Here is a 17350-nt window from a genome sequence, read left to right on the forward strand (position 1 = left end):
CGCAATACCCGTTTGAAGGCGACTTGCGGAGTCCGCTAGCGGACTCCAGGAATGCCGCAAGGACCGAACTCCACCCTCGATCACAACACCCCGAAGAGTGAGAGAGGGACAGACGAGATGAGCGACAGCATTACCGCGGGCGGCGTGGCGGCGACCCTGGGCGAGGACCTCCGCCGTACGGTGCGCGGACGGGTTCTGGTCAGGGGCGACGAGGGCTTCGACGCCGCGCGCGCACCGTGGGACCCCGCCGTCGAGCAGAACGTGCTCGCCGTCGTGGAGGCGGAGGACGCCGCCGACGCCGCGGCCGTCACGGCGGCCGCGCGGCTCGCCGGCGTCGGCGTGGCCGCACAGGCGTACGGCCACGCTCCGGCCGCGTTCGAGGGGGCGATCCTGCTCAGGACCGGCCGGATGCGCGGCGTCCAGGTGGACGCGGCGGCGCGGACGGCCCGCGTCGAGGCGGGCGCGAGCTGGGGCGACGTCCTTCGGGCCGCCGGTCGGCACGGGCTCACGGGACTCGCGGGCAGCTCCCCTGTGGTGAGCGCGACCGGCTTCACCCTGGGTGGCGGGCTGAGCTGGTTCGGCCGGGCGCACGGCTTCGCGGCCGACGCCGTACGCGCCTTCGAGGTGGTGGACGCCGAGGGCGAGCGAGGCCGGGTCACCGCGGACTCCGACCCCGACCTGTTCTGGGCGCTGCGGGGCGGAGGCGGCGACTTCGCGCTGGTGACCGCGATGGAGATCGACCTGTACCCCGCGCCCTCCCTCTACGGCGGGCGCCTCGTGTGGCCGGCGGAGCGCGCGCAGGAGGTGCTGGCGGCGTACCGCTCCGTCACCGCGACGGCCCCGGACGAGCTGAGCGTGTGGTTCCACCTGCTGCAGTTCCCGCCGTTCCCGAGCGTGCCCGAGCCGCTGCGCGGTCTGTCGGCGGTGACCGTCGAAGCCGTCTTCCTCGGCGATCCGACGGAGGGCCGGGCGCTGCTGCGCCGGTTCGACTCCGTCCCGGGCGTGATCCTCGACACGAGGTGTGCGCTGGATGTGGCTGATCTCGGCGACGTCTGCGCCGAGCCGACGGAGCCCACCCCGTCCCTGTTCCGTGGCGAGTTGCTGACGGCGCTCGACGACGCGGCGGCCACGGCGCTACTGGCCTCGGCGGGGCCGGGCTCGGTAGCGCCGCTGGCATATGTGCAGCTGCGGCATCTCGGCGGAGCGCTGGCGCGGCCGGCGAAGGACGTCGGGGCCTGCGGTCGCGTCGCGGAGCCGTACCTGCTCGGGATGTTGGGCGTGCCGGCGACCCCAGAGGTGGCGGCGGGGATCAGGGAGCGGCAGGCGTCGATCGTCCGGGCGCTGACCCCGCACACGAGCGGGCGCAAGCCGTTCACGTTCCTGGGGCACGAGGAGGGCGCGGCGGCCGCGTTCCCCGGTGACGTGCTGGCGAGGCTGCGGGACGTCAAGCGCGACCACGACCCGATGGGCGTGTTCCGGGCCAATCATCCTGTCCTGGGCTGAGTCTCCGCCCGTGTCCGGCCGCCTCCCCTCCGCGCGGCCGGACGGTCAGATCTTGAGCACCTTGGCGTCGCCCACGCCGCTCGTGACGAGGACCTTCCGGGGCGAGGAGGAGCCGTTGTCGACCTCGATCGTCCGCTTGCCGATCCCGGCCTCGGCGGTCACGTCGTACTTCTCCGCCGGAAGCCAGAGCATGGCATCGCCGGTGCCGGCCTCCGCGCTGACGTCCTCGGGCGCCGCGGTGAACTTCAGCCGCACATCTCCCGTGCCGGTCTGGGCCGAGACCTTCCGGCTCGCGAGCCCTGTGGCTTCGACGTCGCCGGTGCCGGAGTGCAGCTCAAGCGGGCCGCCGAGCGAGCGGAGCGTGATGTCGCCCGCGCCAGTGTCGATCTTCACATTCAGCGCGCGCGGTATCTCGATGCGGTAATCGACCCCGCACCTGTTGCAGTCGTATTCAAGGTCCAGCGTGTCACCGTTCACCCGGTGCCCGTCGCGGGGCTTGTTCCCCGACCAGTGCACCGTCTCCGTGACCCTGATGTCGGATCTGTCGGACGCGTTCACCGTCACGTCACCGCCTCCGGTCCGCACGGTCATCGCGGTGACCTTCTCCCCGACGTCGTACGTCAGCGTTTCGCGCTCGGTGTAGCTACCGAACCGCAGGTCACAGGCGGAAATGGCGAGGCCGAGGCCGAGCGCGAGCCCCAGGACGGCAATGTTCTTCCTTCTCATGCCCCTGATTTTGCTGGCGGCCGGGGATGGCGCCCATCGGGGAAGCCCCCTGCCCTCCCCTGAGACGACCCCCGATGTTGACCTTGCTCTCACCCGGAGAGTACCGTTCAATTCCATAATCCAGAATTCGTTTTCCACATCATGGAAATACGACGCGGGGAAAGGAAGCGCGATGGAAGGCGTTGAGATCAGAGGTCCGCTCCTGGACCGGTTCGACGAGATCCTCACCACCGAGGCCCTCGACTTCGTCGCCACGCTCCAGCGGGAGTTCAACGCGCGCCGGCTCGAGCTGCTCGACGCGCGGCAGGCCCGCCAGGCGGAGCTGTCGGCCGGCGGGACGCTCGGCTTCCTCCCCGAGACCGGGAACGTCCGCGAGTCGGAGTGGCGGGTCGCACCCCCCGCCCCCGGCCTGGAGGACCGCCGGGTCGAGATCACCGGCCCGGTCGACCGCAAGATGACGATCAACGCGCTGAACTCGGGGGCCAAGGTGTGGCTCGCCGACTTCGAGGACGCCAACGCCCCCACCTGGGAGAACACGGTCAACGGGCAGCTCAACCTGCGGGCCGCCCTCGACCGCGAGATCGACTTCGAGACCGGTGGCAAGACGTACGCGCTGCGGCCGGACGAGGAGCTGGCCACGATCGTGGTCCGCCCGCGCGGCTGGCACCTGCCCGAGAAGCACGTCCTGGTGGACGGGGAGGAGGTGTCGGCGTCGCTCCTCGACTTCGGCCTCTACTTCTTCCACTGCGCGGAGCGGCAGATCGCCAAGGGCCGCGGGCCGTACTTCTACCTGCCGAAGATGGAGTCGCATCTGGAGGCCCGGCTCTGGAACGACGTGTTCGTCCGGGCGCAGGAGCTGCGCGGGATCCCGCGCGGCACGATCCGGGCCACCGTGCTGATCGAGACCTACCCGGCGGCGTTCGAGATGGAGGAGATCCTCTACGAGCTGCGCGAGCACTCGGCGGGCCTGAACGCGGGCCGGTGGGACTACCTGTTCAGCGTCATCAAGAAGTTCCGCACCCGGGGCCGGGAGTTCCTGCTTCCCGAGCGCAACGCGGTCACGATGACCGCGCCGTTCATGCGCGCGTACACCGAGCTGCTGGTCCGCACCTGCCACAAGCGGGGCGCGCACGCGATCGGCGGCATGGCGGCGTTCATCCCGTCGCGCCGCGACCCCGAGGTCAACAAGGTGGCGCTGGAGAAGGTGCGCGCCGACAAGACCCGTGAGTCCGGCGACGGCTTCGACGGCTCCTGGGTCGCCCACCCCGACCTGGTGCCGATCTGCCGGGAGGTCTTCGACGGCGTGCTCGGCGACCGTCCCAACCAGCTCGACCGGCTGCGTGAGGACGTGCGGGTCACCGCCGAGGACCTGCTCGCGGTCTCCAAGACGCCGGGCGAGATCACCGAGGCGGGCCTGCGCAACAACGTGGACGTCGCCCTGCGCTACCTCGCGGCCTGGATGGGCGGGCTCGGCGCGGTCGCGATCCACAACCTGATGGAGGACGCGGCGACCGCCGAGATCTCCCGCTCGCAGATCTGGCAGTGGATCCACAACGACATCGAGCTCGCCGACACCGGCGCGGTCGTGACGCGCGAGCACGTCGAGCGGATCATCGGCGAGGAGCTGGACAAGCTCGCCGCCGAGCCCGGCTACGACGAGAAGCTGTTCGCCGAGGCGACCGCCCTGTTCAAGGAGGTCGCGCTCGACGACGACTTCGCCGAGTTCCTCACCCTGCCCGCGTACGCGCGGCTCCCCTGACGAGGAGCTCCGCGGCCCGCCTGGCCGCTCCCGGCCGGGCGCTCCCCTGCGCGGTGATGGAGTCAGCTTCTCGGCCGTAAACGACCGAGCTTGCAGCTCCTCGCCATCGATGGATTCGACGGTTCAGGCCGCGTACGGCAGCGTGACTCACTGCCCAGCGTGGCGAACCACGCCGCGTTGCGATGTCGATAACAGACCAGAGAGCCGTTCCCCGGCATACCGGGTGCGTTCAGTCCCGCCACTGCAACACGAACCGTAACAACAAAACCACGAAGAGGGAAGCCATTCCTCTCGGGCGTGAACGCCCGAGGTTCCTGGCTAGATGGCGCTGAAGCGTTGGGCGTCTCATCCTGCATCATGGTGAAAGGGCGGGCGTCTCGACGCCGAAGGAGATCCGATGTCCGATGCGGTCCTGGACCGGCTGGCCGCCCGGTTCGCGGAGCTGCTGCCGGCAGGCGCGGTGATCACCGATCCCGTACGCCTGCGGACGTACGAATGCGACGGGCTGACCCTCCACCGGGCGATGCCGGGGATCGTCGTCCTCCCGGAGACCGCCGAGCAGGTCGCCGCCGTGGTCCGGCTGTGCGGCGAGTACGGCGTGCCGTTCGTGGCGCGCGGCTCGGGGACCGGGCTGTCCGGCGGCGCGCTCCCCCGGACCGACGGCGTGCTGATCGTCACGTCCCGGATGCGGCGCATCCTGGAGATCGACCTGCCGAACCGGCGGGCGGTGGTCGAGCCGGGGGTGACCAACCTGGCGATCACCGAAGCGGTGCGCGAGCAGGGCTACTACTACGCGCCCGACCCGTCCAGCCAGCAGGTCTGCTCAATCGGCGGCAACGTCGCGGAGAACGCCGGCGGCGCGCACTGCCTGAAATACGGGTTCACCGTCAACCACATCCTCGGCCTGGAGATCGTCACCCCCGACGGCGAGATCGTGGAGCTGTCGGCGCTGGACCCGGGCTACGACCTGCTCGGCGCCTTCGTCGGTTCCGAGGGCACGCTCGGCATCGCCACCAAGATCACCGTACGGCTCTCGCGGGCGCCGGAGGCGGTCACCACCCTGCTCGCGGCGTTCGGGAGCATCGAGGGGGGCGGTGCGGCGGTGTCGGCGATCATCGCGGCGGGCATCGTCCCGGCGGCCATCGAGATGATGGACGCGCTGGCCGTCGAGGCGGCCGAGGCCGCGGTCGGGTGCGCGTACCCCGAGGGGGCGGGGGCGGTTCTCATCGTGGAGCTGGACGGCCCCCGGGCCGAGGTGGAGCACCAGTTCGCCGCGGTGGAGCGGATCTGCCGGGAGTCCGGCGCGTTCGAGATCAGGGTCGCGGCCTCCGCCGAGGAGCGGGCCGCCATCTGGAAGGGACGCAAGTCGGCGTTCGCGGCCGTCGGCCGGATCAGCCCGGCGTACATCGTGCAGGACGGCGTGGTCCCGCGCACGGCGCTCCCCGAGGTGCTGGCCGGGATCGACCGGCTCCAGGAGGAGTACGGCATCCGCGTGGCCAACGTCTTCCACGCGGGCGACGGGAACCTGCACCCGCTGGTCCTGTTCGACGACGCGACCCCGGGCGAGGGTGAGCGTGCCGCCATGGTCAGCGGGCGGATCCTCGACCTGTGCATCGAGCACGGCGGATCGATCACCGGCGAGCACGGCGTCGGCGTCGACAAGTCCCGATATATGCCGAAAATGTTCACGGAGGAGGACCTGGACACGATGCAGCTCGTCCGCTGCGCCTTCGATCCCCGCAGTCTGTCCAACCCCGGGAAGGTCTTCCCCACCCCTCGGTTGTGCGGCGAGGTGCCGGGCGTCCGCAAGGGAGTCCATCCTCTCGTCGAATCCGGCCGGGCGGAGCCGTTCTGATGAACGGCGCGACCGGCCCCGGAGCCGCGCTCGCCGCGGCGGGCGTGACGATCCGGCCCGCGGGCCCGGACGACGCGGTCGCCGGGGTCCCGCCGCGCTGGGTGGCCCTCCCGGAGACCACCCGGGAGATCGCCGCCGTGATGCGGGTGAGCGGCGCGCACGACCTCGCCGTCGTGGTGGCCGGCGCCGGGACCACGCTGCACTGGGGCCGCCCGCCCGAGCGGTGCGACGTGCTGATCGACACCTGCCGCCTCAACGAGATCCTGGAGCACGAGGCGGGCGACCTGGTGGTCCGCGTCCAGGCCGGAGTGCCGGTGGAGACGCTGGCCGAGGCGCTCGCCGCGAAGAGGCAGGAGCTGGCCCTCGACCCTCCGCTGGAGGGCGGCACCGTCGGCGGCCTGCTCGCCGCCGGCCTCGCGGGCCCGCGCGCCCTCCGGTACGGCACCGCGCGCGACCTGCTCATCGGGATCACCGTCGTCCTCGCGGACGGCACGATCGCCAAGGCGGGCGGCAAGGTCGTCAAGAACGTCGCGGGCTACGACCTGGGCAAGCTGTTCACCGGCTCGTACGGCACGCTCGGGGTGATCGCGGACGCGACGTTCCGGCTGCACCCGCTGCCGGCGGCCCGCGCGTGGGTCGTATGGCCGGACGCGGCGCCGGATGAGATCCTCACCGTCGTCCCGGCCGTCACCGCGTCCCAGGCCGAGCCGAGCGCGGTCGAGCTGGACCGGCTCGCCCCGGACGGTCCCTGCGCCGTCGCGGTGCTCGTCGAGGGCGCGGCCGCCGCCGAACGCGCCCAGGCCGTACGGGACCTGCTGGGCGAGAAGGCACGAGTCGCGGACGAACCGCCGCGATGGTGGGGACGGCTTCCGGAACCGGGACGGCCCGGCCCCGGACCGTCTTATGAGCCCGGCGGGCACCCCAGAGAGGGGGGCGTCCTGGTGGAGATCAGGACCGTGCCGTCACGGCTTCCCGGCCTCTTCGCGGGCGCCCTGGCCAGGACAGACGCGGCCGTACGGGGCTCCCTGGCGTCGGCGGTGCTCCGCGTGGCGCTCCCCGCGGAGACCGATCCGGCCGCCGCGGCGGCCCTCGTCTCCGCGCTCCGCGCCGAGCTGGCGGACGCGGGCCGGGTCGTCGTGCTCTCCGCGCCCGAACCCGTCGCGCGGCGCGTGGACCCGTGGGGGCACGTGGGCGGCCTCGCGCTCATGCGCCGGATCAAGGACCGTTTCGACCCCGATCACCGGATGTCCCCCGGCCGGTTCGTGGGAGGGATCTGATCATGGACCCCGAGCTGATCAAAGACTGCGTGCACTGCGGGTTCTGCCTGCCCACCTGCCCGACGTACGTGCTGTGGGGCGAGGAGATGGACTCGCCGCGCGGCCGGATCCACCTCATGGCGCAGCACGTCGAGGGCACCCCGGTCACCCCGGAGATGGCGGGCCACTTCGACGCCTGCCTCGGCTGCATGGCCTGCGTGACCGCCTGCCCGTCCGGCGTGCGGTACGACCGGCTCATCGAGCAGACCCGGGCCGTGGTGGAGCGGGAGCACGTCCGCACCCCCGAGGAGCGGGCGATCAGGGAGCTGGTCTTCACGCTGTTCCCGTACGGGCGGCGGCTGCGCGCGCTGCGCCTGCCGATGCGGCTGGCCACGCGGCTGCGGCCGTTCCTGGAACGGGTGCATCCCTCCCTGGGCGCCATGGCCGAGCTCGTCCCGCCGCCCGCCCGGCCGGTACGGCTGCCGCCGCGCGTCCACGCCGTCGGACGGCGCCGGGCGACCGTGGGCATGCTCGTCGGATGCGTGCAGAGCCAGTTCTTCCCCCAGGTCAACGCGGCGACGGCGCGTGTGCTCGCGCTGGAGGGCTGCGACGTGGTGATCCCTCCGCGGCAGGGATGCTGCGGCGCGCTGTCGCTGCACTCGGGCCGGGACGCCCGCCGGTTCGCCAAGCGCACGATCGAGACATTCGAGCGGGCCGGCGTGGAGGCCGTCGTCGTGAACGTGGCCGGCTGCGGGTCGAGCATGAAGGAGTACGCCGAGGTGCTCAAGGACGAGCCCGGAGGCTGGGCGGAGCGGGCCGCGGCGCTGCGGGTGCGCGACCTCGCCGAATACCTGGTCGAGCTGGGACCGGTGGCACCCCGCCATCCCCTGCCGGTCACCGTGGCCTACCACGACGCGTGCCATCTGGCGCACGCCCAAGGAGTGCGTTCCCAGCCCCGTGAACTGCTGCGCGCGATCCCCGGCCTGGAACTGCGGGAGATCGCGGAGTCGGCCGTCTGCTGCGGGTCGGCGGGGACATATAACCTTTTCCAGCCGGGGCCCGCCCGAGATCTGGGCGACCGCAAGGCCCGGCACGTTCTGGCGACCCGCGCCGACGTGCTGGTCTCCGCGAACCCCGGCTGTTCCATGCAGATCGCGGCCGCGATGCGCAGGTCGGGAGAGGGCGGGATGAGGGTGGCGCACACCGCAGAGGTGCTCGATGCCAGCCTGCGCGGGCTCGGCGCCCGCGCGCTGGGCGGCCGATGAACGGGATGAGGACGGTGCGTCCGTGAGCGTGCAGAGCGTCGAGCGGGCGCTCGACGTGCTGGAGGCCCTGGCCGGCCAGGGCGGCGCGGCCGGGCTGTCGGAGATCGCCGCCCGGACCGGCCTGCCGTACGGCACGATCCACCGGCTGCTGCAGACGCTGCTCGCGCGCGGCTACGTCCGGCAGGAGAGCGACCGCAGGTACGCCCTCGGCGGCGCGCTGCTGCGGATCGGCGGCGCGGCGGAGCGGATGGTCGCCGCGTGGGCCGAGCCGTACCTCGCGAAGATGGTCGAGCTGTCCGGCGAGACCGCCAACATGGCGGTGCTGGAGGGCGACTTCGTGGTCTACGTGGCGCAGGTGCCGTCGCCGCGCCGGTTGCGGATGTTCGCCGAGGTCGGGCGGCGGGTGCTTCCGCACAGCACGGCGGTGGGCAAGGTGCTGCTGGCCGACCGGCCGGACGCCGCGGCCGTCCTCGTGCGTACCGGCCTGCCGCGCCGCACCGACCGGACGATCGTCGAGATGGACGAGCTGCTCACCGAGATCGGCCGGGTCCGCGAGCGCGGGTACGCGCTGGACCTGGGCGAGGAGGAGAGCGGCGTCCACTGCCTTGCGGTGCCCGTGTACAGCGGCGGCCGGGTGCTGGCGGCGATGTCGGTGTCCGGGCCGGCCGAGCGGATCGACGCGCACGACCGCGAGGAGCTGGCCGCCTCCCTGCGCGCGGTGGCGGACGACTTCGGCGCCTCCGTCTTCGGCGGCTGAGGGCTCACGGGAAGCTCCGGGGTGCCGGGCGGCACGAGAACGAGGAGGATGGGGCGCATGTGCCGAAGCATCAAGACCCTGCGCCCGCCCTTCACGGACGACGTGACCGACGACGACATCCGGGCCGCCGCGCTGCAGTACGTCAGGAAGATCTCGGGGTTCCGGGCCCCGGCCGCGCACAACGCCGCCGCGTTCGAGCGGGCGGTCGAGGAGATCACGCGGGCCAGCACCGACCTGCTCGCCTCGATCGAGGTCCGCGGGGCGCGCGCGTAGGCCCGGCGATCTTACGGACACGACCCGGCGGACGGCCGGGAGGGTCAGCAGGTGGCGTACAAGCGAGGCCCAAGTCACGCTCCCGACACTTGGCGTCATGGGACTCTTCTCCGACTTCTTCCTGGCCCGGCGGCTGCGCAAGGGGCCGACGCTGCTCCTGCCGTACGTGCCCGACCCGGCGTCCGTACTGGAGGTCGTACGGCTGCACGCTCCGGACGCCCGGCCGTACGGCGACGGCCTGCGGGTGGGCGGCAACGTGCGGCTGCGCGGCCCGATCGCGTTGGCTCCGGGGCTGGCGGCGAGGGCGGGGATCCCGGCCGGATGGCAGACCGCCTACGTCGCGGGCAACATCGACGACGAGGAGGGCGGCGAGTACGACCGGCCCATGGCACTGGCGGCCGGCCTGGCCGAGCGGCTGAACGGCACGGTGCACCCGCGCGGGCCGGAACCCCCGGCGGACCTGGCCGAGGTCACCGGCGGACGGCCGGTCCCCGTCGCCGAGCTCGTCGCGGCGCTCGCCGGAGAGCTGCCCGGCCTGACCGCCCGCGCCGTGGCCGGGGGGATCACCGTGCTGAGCTGCGGCGCGAGCCCGGTCGAGATCGTCGTAGAGGAGGACGAGGACGAGACCGGCTACTCCGTCTGCGTGGACGACGGCGTGCGCGGTCCGGGCCTCGCCGAGACGGCCCGCCGGGTCGCCCTGACCATCGCCGCCCGCGGCGGAGGCACCGCCAGGGACCACAACGGGTTCCTGATTCACGAGACCGGCTGATCCACGAGGAGGACGGGATGGAACTCGATCCCCGCGAGCGGCGGAGGAGGAGATGAAGGGCGCGTCGGCGCCCGCCTATCCCTGGAAGGACCCATCCTCCTCATGTTGATAGAAACCGGAGGCCCACCCTTCGCGCCCTCCTTGGCGGAGAGGCGGAGCGGGTGGTGAGTTCGACGGCTCCGCGTCTGGACCTGCCGGCCGGCGACCCGGCCGAGCCGGACGGTTCGACGGACGCCGGGCTGATCCGTGCCTCCCTGGAGACGCCGGAGGAGTTCTCCGGCGTCTTCGACCGGTACGCGGACGAGATCCACGCCTACGTCTCCCGCCGTCTCGGCCCCGAACTCGGCCAGGCCGACGACGTGACCGCGGAGACCTTCCTCGTCGCCTTCCGCAAGCGGCACAAGTACGACCTGACCCGGCCGGACGCCCGGCCCTGGTTGTACGGCATCGCGGGCAAGCTGATCTCCGGGCATCGCCGCTCGGAGACGCGCCGGCTCAGGTCGCTGGCCAAGGCCGCGGGCGGCGCGGACGGGCCCGGGGCGGTGCTCCACGAGGAGGAGCGCAGCGCCGAACGCGCGAGCGCCGCCGCCATGCGGCCCGCGCTCGCCGCCGCCCTGGCGCGGCTGTCCGCGGCCGAGCGGGACCTGCTCCTGCTCATCGCCTGGGCCGACCTCTCCTACGAGGAGACGGCCGAGGCCCTCACGATCCCTGTCGGCACGGTCCGCTCCCGGTTGCACCGGATCAGGGCGAAGCTCCGCCGCCACCTTCACCTTCCCGAGGAGCCAATCGGATGAACGACGAAATCGAGATGGTCAGGCAGGACCGCCCGGAGGCCGCGCCGTACTCGCAGGAAGCCAGGCTCGCCGCCCGGCGGGCCCTGACCGGCCCGGCCGCACGCCGGCGGCGGCCGTACGGCATCGTGCTCGCCGGGGCGCTCGCGGTCGCGGCGGCGAGCGTCGTCGCGGTCGGCACGCTCGCCCCCGGCGCGAAGGACGCCGGGACGGGCTCGGTGAACACGGCGAGCGCCGGCGGGCCGGCCGCGGTCACCCTGCCGAGGATCGCGAAGGTGTCGGCGGAGGAGGTGCTCGGCCGCGCCGCCCGCGCGGTGACCGACCTGCACCCGCGCGACGACCAGTTCATCAAGGTCACGTCCGAGACGATGTACGGGGCCTTCCACGTCGATCTGGATCCTCGAAGCGGCGCTCAGGAGGATGAGAACCGCTACCTCTACCGGACCAAACGGGCGATCTGGCTCTCGGCGGACGGCACGAGGGACGGCGCGCTCAAGATCGAGAATCTGGCGCCGCGCGCCTACCCCGGCTGGCCGCTTCCCAAGGAGGCGAACCAGGAGAAGCCGGGCACCGAGTGGAACGCGTTGCCCACCTGCGGCCGCGTCTCCGACACCGCGTACACCAGCCTGAAGAAGCTGCCGGAGGACGCCGAGGGCATGCGCGCCTACCTGTACTCCAGGGAACACGGCGACAGACCGGCGGACGCCGCGGCCTGGACGGCCGTGGGCGACCTGCTCAGGGAGACGTACATGCCCGCCGCGCAGCGCGCCGCGCTGTTCAAGGCGGCGGCGACGATCCCCGGCGTCACCGTCACCGAGGACGCCGAGGACGCGGCCGGGCGCAAGGGCATCGGCGTCGGGCGCGAGTCTGCCGGCGTCCGCGAGGACATCGTCTTCCACCCCGAGACGTACGAGCTGCTGGGCGAGCGCGGCATCGTGGTGGACGAGAAGGAGGCCAAGGCGCCGCTCGGCAGCCTGGTCGCCTCCACGGCCCAGCTGACGGTCTCGGTCGAGGACACGGCTCCCAAGGTCGACGACCCGCACGTGGGCTGCGGCTGATCTCCGGCTTTCCGCCGCGCGCCTGATCGAGGGCCCGCTCCTCACGGCCATAGGAGCGGGCCCCGATCAGGCGATCACGTCGTCAGGCGCACTGCTCCAGCATGATCGTCTTGTCCTCGAGGGTCACCGGCAGCTCGTACTTCAGCGCGACCTGCGCGAACCGCACGGCGTACGAGCAGCGGATCTCGATGACCGGCGGGAGCCAGTTGGCCGGGCCGGAGTCGCTCTTCGACGCGTTCATCGACCCGTTCACGGGCAGCAGGTTGAGCGGGTCGTTGGCGATCTGCTTGCGCTTGGCGTCGCTCCACCGCGACGCGCCCATCTGCCAGTCGTAGGAGAGCGGCATGACGTGGTCGATCTGGACCTCGGCGGCCTTCTCCTTGCGCCAGTCGATCGTCTTGCCGGTGTAGGGGTCGTCCAGCGTCATGGAGATGAGGATGCAGGTTGACCCCTCGCGATATTGCAGCTTCTGACCGTCCCGCCGGAGGAGGTCGTTGCGGGTGTCGCAGCCGTTGCGGCCGAAGGGAATGTCGTCCACGCTGTCGCTCCATGCGGAGCCGAACTTGTCCCGGCTGTATCCGTCCTTGGTGCCGCGCTTCTTGGTGGCGACCTTCTCGATGAGGTCGCGGGCCTTCGCCTTCTCCTTCGCTCCCGTGATGGGCGCGAGCCCCGGCCGCGTCCCATCGGTGTTCTCCAGCGGACTGGCCCCCCGCCCGCTCCCGCCCGCCTTCGGCGAGGCGCTCTTGGCGAGGTGTTCGACTCCGGCGTCCTGTACGTCCAGCGGCCCACAGCCCGCCAGTACGGCCGCCACCACCGAGAAACCGAGGATCGCCCTGGATCCGCGTGCCCGCATTGCCACCCCTAGGTCAAGGAATTTCCTACCTAGGTATAGCAAAGGGTCAAGAAGTAGTAATTATCGGGAAATGTCAGGTTCTCCAGTCAACCCGGACACGGGCTCGCGAACGGGGACGGAGCCGGACACGGGCTCGGGAGCGGAGCCGGACACGGACGGCGTGGCGGAGGACACTTCCGCCGCCGTGGCGGGGTTGCGCCGCCTGCCCAGCAGGGCGCGGAAGGCCAGGCCGGCCGCGAGCCCCCAGAACGCGGCCCCGATGCCGAAGGGAGCGATCCCCGACGCGGTGACCACGAACGTGACCACCGCCGCGTCGCGCTCCCCCTCGTTCGCGACGGCGGCCTGGACCGCCGACCCGAGCGTGGCCAGCAGCGCCAGCCCCGCCACCGTCTCGATGAGCAGCGGCGGCGATCCGGCGATCAGCGAGACGGTCAGCCCAATGGACAGGCCGAGCACGATGTACACGACCCCGCCGGTGACCGAGGCGATCCAGCGCCGCTCCCGGTCGGGATGCGCGTCCGGGCCCGCCGCCAGCGCCGTCGTGATCGCCGCGAGGTTGACGGCGTGCCCGCCGAAGGGGGCCACGGCGATCGTGGCGAGCCCCGTCGAGGTCAGGATCGGCCGGAGCCTCGGGTGGTAGCCGTACGTCGCGAGCATGCTCATCCCGGCCACGTTCTGGGACGCCATCGTGACGATGAACAGCGGGATCGCGATGCCGACCACGGCGCCGACCGAGAACGCGGGCGCCTCGACGGTCACCGCGGGCCACAGGCCGCCGCCGTGCTCCGCCCGGGGCTGGGTGAGCAGGATGACGGTGACGGCGACGACCAGCGCGCCCGGCACCGCCCACCTCCGCGCGAAGCGGAACAGCACCGCCCAGGCGACGACGATCGGTATCGCCGGCCCGGGGAACTGTACGACCGCCTGGACGGGAGCCAGGCACAGCGGCAGCAGCACTCCGGCGAGCATGGCCCCGGCCAGCGGGGCGGGGATGGCGTGCAGTAGTCGGCTGAACCGGTCGGACAGCCCGGCCAGCACGAACAGCAGGCCGGTGACGGCGAAGGCGCCCAGCGCGGCCCGGTAGTCGGTTCGGTGATCGGCCCAGTGATCGGCGCCGTCCGACCCGATCGACGCCAGCAGCGCGGCGCCCGGTGTGGACCAGGCGACGCTCATCGGCATGCGGTAGCGCAGCCCGAGCACGATCCCGAGGATCCCCATCGCGAGGCAGAGCGCCAGCAGCCCGGACGTCGCCTGAGCCTGGTCGGCCCCGACGGCCCGTAGCCCGGCGAGCACGACGGCGAACGAACTGGCGAAGCCCACGACGGCCAGGACGACCCCGGCGAGGATCGGCTGCAGCACGCGCCCCATGGCAGAACTCCGTTCGTTCCGTATACGGAACACAGAGTTTATGCCGTCGCGTTCCGCAAACGGAACGGATGAGCCTGATACTGGGCACATGAGGGAGAACTCCGCCGCCTTCGCCGCCGAGGTCGGCCGCCGCGTCCGGCGGTTGCGCGCCGAACGCGGCCTTTCCCTGTCGGAGCTGGCCCTGCGGGCGGGCGTCGGCAAGGCCACGCTGTCCGGACTGGAGGCCGGCACTCGCAACCCGACCGTCGAGACCCTCTACGCGATCACCGCCCAGCTCGACGTGCCCCTCGCGGCCCTGCTCACGGACGCGCCGACCGACCCCGCGCGGGGAACCGTCCCGCCGGAGGTGGTCCACGGGGACGCGGTCTCCGCGGCGCTCCTGGAGACCTTCGTGGACGGCCGCGTCACGACCGAGCTCTACCGGCTGCGGATCAGGCCGGGCCGGGTGCAGATCTCCCCCGCCCACCCGCTGGGCGCCGTGGAGTTCCTCACCGTCTTCACCGGGACCGCCAAGGTGGGCCCGCTCGACCGCCCGATCGTCATCCCGGCCGGCGGCCACGCGAGCTGGGTGTCCGACATGCCGCACATGTACGCCGCGGAGACCGGCGAGGACGTGCACGCCTCCCTCGTCATCCGCCACACCTCCCCGACGCCGCCGGAGAGGCCCTGAAGCCCCGCGACGAGAAAGGGGCGTCCGCCCCGGTCGGGTGAGACCGGGGCGGACGCCCCTCACGCTCTCGCGAGCTCTCCGTGACCGGAGAGCCGGGAATCAGAGGCCGTACTCCTTGGAGATGCGCTCGTGCCGCTCGACCTCGATCCCGACCTCACGGGCGAGGTCGAGCCAGGCGAGCGGGTGCACCCACTGCTCGGTCGCGTCGTCGAGCACCGCGTCCAGCTCGGCCGGGGCCACCGTCGGCGGCACCGCGATCCAGCCGAACACTCCGGGCAGCCGCTCACCGGTCGCCGGGTGGTTCACCTGGTAGTTCTCGTCGCTGTAGACCCACATCGGCCAGCCGCGCTCGGCGAGCAGCTCGTTGAACTCGGTCCACTCGTCCTCCGAGGGCGCCGCGCCGTCGAAGAACCAGCTCGTGTACCCGCCGGGGCGCAGCATCGTCACGCCCGCGAACGGGATGACGAAGCTCTCCCGCTCCTCGGGGTCCTCCGGGACCGGCTCCAGCGGACGCGGGTCGATCACGACCACGTCGCCCGCGTTGTAGTCCATGCCGCGCGGCTGCGGGATCGCGAGGCGCGCCGTCGCCGGACCGGTCCGTACGGCGAGCACCTCCCGCTGGCTGCCGTCGGGCGCGGGCAGGATGGTGCGGACGAGGTGCCACTCCTCCTCGATCGGCCCCTCCGCCGACTGGATCGGCATGCCCAGCTTGGCGGCGGCGGCGCGGACGGCGGTCCAGTTCTCGGCCGCGGTGGCCAGGACGATGATCCGCCAGATGTCCTCCTCCTCCGCGTCGTCGGAGTCGAGGAGCGGCAGCATGACCTCGGCGCCCTTGGCGTTGTCGCCGAGCTGCTGCACGGCGCCCGACCAGAGCCGGCGGCCCTCGACGGCCGCTCCGGCGGCGACGGCCTGCTCCGCCTCGGCCGCGGTCTCCGGCCAGCGCTCGCGGGCGCGGTGCAGCCGGGCGAGGGCGAGGTGGGAGTGCCGCTCGGGCAGGCGGGCGGCGAGTTCCTCGACCCGCTCGTCCTGGTTCGCCTCGATCAGCAGGCCGGTGAGGTACGCGAGGTCCTCCTCGGCGGCGGCGGCCGGGTCGCCGTCCACCGTGATCATCTTCCAGTAGATGTCCGCCCCGGTGCCGGGGTAGCCGAGGAAGCCGAGCGTGGTGGCGTGGCGGCGGGTCGCCTCCAGGTCCCGGCCGGACAGTGGCCAGAGCCAGCCCACCCACCGCTCCGGGTCGGCCGTGCGGCCGTCGGCGGCGTCGAAGTAGGAGACCAGCTCCTCCTGCGGGCCGGGCGCGGGCAGGAGGGGGGCCGCGTCGATGGCGGCGCGCAGCTCGGCGAGCCGCTCGGGGAGGCCCTCCGTGGTCTTGAGGTCGGCCAGCGCCGCCTCGGCCAGGTCGGCGAGCAGCCGGGCCTGCCACAGGGCCTGGCGGGCGACGGCCAGGTCGCCGGCGGCCAGCGCCAGCTCCACCCGGGCCCGGTGCCCGCCCATCGTCTCGAAGTACGCGAGCCACTGGCGCAGCACCCGGCCGAGCTGCCAGCTGTTGGAGATCGAGCCGCTGCCGGCCAGCTTGGCGATCGTCAGCGCCCACTCCACCCACTCGCGCGGGTGCTCGCCGACGACGTCGAGGTCGGGCAGCGCCTCGACGGCCTCGTCCGTACGGCCGAGCTCGATCAGGATGGCGGTGCGCAGCAGCGCCTCGCGGCGCGCCTTGGCGACCGGGTCGTCCGGCTTGAAACCGGTGGCCGCGTCGAGCGCGGCCAGGGCGGCCTCGGCCCGGCCGTCGGCGAGCAGCGCCCGCGCGGAGATCGCGCCGAGCTCCCAGCTCGCCTCGCGGCCGGCGGCCCGCAGCCGTTCGACCGCGGCCTCGGCGTAGGTGACCGCCTCGCCGGCCTTGCCCGCGTCGAGCAGGGCGGCGACGTACTGGGTGATGAGCCCCGGGAAGGCGAGCGAGTCCGGCTCCATGCCGTCGAGCGCGGCGCCGACGGAGGCCAGCCGCTCATCGGCGTATCCGGGACCGTCCGTGTTCGCCTGGGCCATCGCCAGCACCTCGACCGCGACGGACGCGGCCGGGCACTCCCGGACGTCGTCCCGCTGGGCGAACTCGAGGAGCTGCCGCGCGTCGTCGAGCGCGACCGCGCCGTTCGCCCGGTCGCCCACCCGGCCGATCATGTGCCAATAGCGGGCGAAGAGCTCCAGCCACGGCTTGCCGAGCACCTCCGCCTGCTGGGCGATGGCCGGGGCCACGATGTCGAGCTGCCCGTACCGCCCTTCGAGGGCCTGCGCCGGGACGTCACCCAGCGCCACGGCCAGACCGGCGTTGCCGGCTTCGTGCAGTTCCCGCTGGGTGCCGCCGACCCAGGCCCAGATGTCCACGTCCATGGGGAGTCAGTCTGCCAGCTCACCGACCATGCCCCAAACGCCGCGACCCATGTGTTAACCGGGCG

General features: G+C 72.7%; 15 protein-coding genes. 11 read left to right on the forward strand and 4 right to left on the reverse strand.

The window, feature by feature from the left end; translation table 11 throughout:
* The first annotated feature begins 117 nt into the window (after positions 1–117).
* On the forward strand, positions 118–1503 hold the full coding sequence (locus tag ACQP1V_RS34940) for an FAD-binding oxidoreductase (protein WP_433414651.1): 1386 nt from the start codon (positions 118–120) through the stop codon (positions 1501–1503).
* Positions 1504–1548: 45 nt separating this feature from the next.
* On the opposite strand, the gene ACQP1V_RS34945 is transcribed toward ACQP1V_RS34940, so the two are convergent.
* Positions 1549–2229, reverse strand: coding sequence for a DUF4097 family beta strand repeat-containing protein (locus ACQP1V_RS34945; protein WP_387413672.1), 681 nt, complete (start codon positions 2227–2229; stop codon positions 1549–1551).
* Positions 2230–2401: 172 nt separating this feature from the next.
* On the opposite strand from ACQP1V_RS34945, the gene aceB reads away from it, so the two are divergent.
* The 9 genes from aceB to ACQP1V_RS34990 all read left to right on the forward strand — a co-directional run bounded on the left by aceB (position 2402) and on the right by ACQP1V_RS34990 (position 12012).
* A complete protein-coding gene (gene aceB / locus ACQP1V_RS34950) occupies positions 2402–3988 on the forward strand; it encodes a malate synthase A (RefSeq protein WP_433414653.1) in 1587 nt (528 codons plus the stop codon).
* A gap of 397 nt (positions 3989–4385) precedes the next feature.
* Complete coding sequence (locus tag ACQP1V_RS34955; protein ID WP_433414655.1) at positions 4386–5843, forward strand: FAD-linked oxidase C-terminal domain-containing protein; 1458 nt, start codon at positions 4386–4388, stop codon at positions 5841–5843.
* Positions 5843–7120 (forward strand): FAD-binding oxidoreductase, encoded by a 1278-nt coding sequence (locus ACQP1V_RS34960; protein ID WP_433414657.1) that lies wholly within the window; start codon positions 5843–5845, stop codon positions 7118–7120. Before ACQP1V_RS34955 ends, ACQP1V_RS34960 begins: the two co-directional genes overlap by 1 nt.
* Before the next feature lie 2 nt (positions 7121–7122).
* Positions 7123–8364, forward strand: a complete 1242-nt coding sequence (locus ACQP1V_RS34965) for a (Fe-S)-binding protein (protein ID WP_433414659.1) — start codon at positions 7123–7125, stop codon at positions 8362–8364.
* 22 nt (positions 8365–8386) lie between these two features.
* On the forward strand, positions 8387–9121 hold the full coding sequence (locus ACQP1V_RS34970) for an IclR family transcriptional regulator (protein ID WP_433414661.1): 735 nt from the start codon (positions 8387–8389) through the stop codon (positions 9119–9121).
* 57 nt (positions 9122–9178) lie between these two features.
* Positions 9179–9394, forward strand: a complete 216-nt coding sequence (locus ACQP1V_RS34975; RefSeq protein ID WP_433414662.1) for a DUF2277 domain-containing protein — start codon at positions 9179–9181, stop codon at positions 9392–9394.
* Between the two features lie 97 nt (positions 9395–9491).
* Positions 9492–10163: a hypothetical protein gene (locus tag ACQP1V_RS34980; protein ID WP_433414664.1), complete on the forward strand. Its 672-nt coding sequence runs from the start codon at positions 9492–9494 to the stop codon at positions 10161–10163.
* Between the two features lie 164 nt (positions 10164–10327).
* A complete protein-coding gene (locus ACQP1V_RS34985; protein WP_433414666.1) occupies positions 10328–10957 on the forward strand; it encodes an RNA polymerase sigma factor in 630 nt (209 codons plus the stop codon).
* On the forward strand, positions 10954–12012 hold the full coding sequence (locus tag ACQP1V_RS34990; protein ID WP_433414668.1) for a CU044_5270 family protein: 1059 nt from the start codon (positions 10954–10956) through the stop codon (positions 12010–12012). Before ACQP1V_RS34985 ends, ACQP1V_RS34990 begins: the two co-directional genes overlap by 4 nt.
* 82 nt (positions 12013–12094) lie before the next feature.
* Here the strand turns inward: ACQP1V_RS34990 and ACQP1V_RS34995 are convergent, their stop codons facing one another.
* Positions 12095–12865, reverse strand: a complete 771-nt coding sequence (locus ACQP1V_RS34995; protein ID WP_433414670.1) for an HNH endonuclease family protein — start codon at positions 12863–12865, stop codon at positions 12095–12097.
* 60 nt (positions 12866–12925) lie between these two features.
* A complete protein-coding gene (locus ACQP1V_RS35000) occupies positions 12926–14233 on the reverse strand; it encodes a benzoate/H(+) symporter BenE family transporter (protein WP_433414672.1) in 1308 nt (435 codons plus the stop codon).
* An 88-nt stretch (positions 14234–14321) separates the two neighbouring features.
* Between ACQP1V_RS35000 and ACQP1V_RS35005 the strand changes: the two genes are divergently transcribed.
* The gene (locus ACQP1V_RS35005) at positions 14322–14903 is read left to right on the forward strand and encodes a helix-turn-helix domain-containing protein (protein WP_387413650.1); all 582 of its coding nucleotides are present in this window, start codon (positions 14322–14324) and stop codon (positions 14901–14903) included.
* Between the two features lie 99 nt (positions 14904–15002).
* On the opposite strand, the gene ACQP1V_RS35010 is transcribed toward ACQP1V_RS35005, so the two are convergent.
* On the reverse strand, positions 15003–17285 hold the full coding sequence (locus ACQP1V_RS35010; protein ID WP_433414674.1) for a tetratricopeptide repeat protein: 2283 nt from the start codon (positions 17283–17285) through the stop codon (positions 15003–15005).
* Positions 17286–17350 lie beyond the last annotated feature (65 nt).

Source organism: Microtetraspora malaysiensis (genome assembly GCF_050947145.1).
GTDB classification, from domain to species: Bacteria; Actinomycetota; Actinomycetes; order Streptosporangiales; family Streptosporangiaceae; genus Microtetraspora_A; species Microtetraspora_A malaysiensis.

Excerpts from the sequence above, each read along its gene's own strand:
- ACQP1V_RS34940 (WP_433414651.1), top strand. The coding sequence starts at position 118 with ATGAGCGACAGCATTACCGCGGGCGGCGTGGCGGCGACCCTGGGCGAG.
- ACQP1V_RS34945 (WP_387413672.1), bottom strand. The coding sequence starts at position 2,229 with ATGAGAAGGAAGAACATTGCCGTCCTGGGGCTCGCGCTCGGCCTCGGC.
- aceB (WP_433414653.1), top strand. The coding sequence starts at position 2,402 with ATGGAAGGCGTTGAGATCAGAGGTCCGCTCCTGGACCGGTTCGACGAG.
- ACQP1V_RS34955 (WP_433414655.1), top strand. The coding sequence starts at position 4,386 with ATGTCCGATGCGGTCCTGGACCGGCTGGCCGCCCGGTTCGCGGAGCTG.
- ACQP1V_RS34960 (WP_433414657.1), top strand. The coding sequence starts at position 5,843 with ATGAACGGCGCGACCGGCCCCGGAGCCGCGCTCGCCGCGGCGGGCGTG.
- ACQP1V_RS34965 (WP_433414659.1), top strand. The coding sequence starts at position 7,123 with ATGGACCCCGAGCTGATCAAAGACTGCGTGCACTGCGGGTTCTGCCTG.
- ACQP1V_RS34975 (WP_433414662.1), top strand. The coding sequence starts at position 9,179 with ATGTGCCGAAGCATCAAGACCCTGCGCCCGCCCTTCACGGACGACGTG.
- ACQP1V_RS34980 (WP_433414664.1), top strand. The coding sequence starts at position 9,492 with ATGGGACTCTTCTCCGACTTCTTCCTGGCCCGGCGGCTGCGCAAGGGG.
- ACQP1V_RS34990 (WP_433414668.1), top strand. The coding sequence starts at position 10,954 with ATGAACGACGAAATCGAGATGGTCAGGCAGGACCGCCCGGAGGCCGCG.
- ACQP1V_RS34995 (WP_433414670.1), bottom strand. The coding sequence starts at position 12,865 with ATGCGGGCACGCGGATCCAGGGCGATCCTCGGTTTCTCGGTGGTGGCG.
- ACQP1V_RS35000 (WP_433414672.1), bottom strand. The coding sequence starts at position 14,233 with ATGGGGCGCGTGCTGCAGCCGATCCTCGCCGGGGTCGTCCTGGCCGTC.
- ACQP1V_RS35005 (WP_387413650.1), top strand. The coding sequence starts at position 14,322 with ATGAGGGAGAACTCCGCCGCCTTCGCCGCCGAGGTCGGCCGCCGCGTC.
- ACQP1V_RS35010 (WP_433414674.1), bottom strand. The coding sequence starts at position 17,285 with ATGGACGTGGACATCTGGGCCTGGGTCGGCGGCACCCAGCGGGAACTG.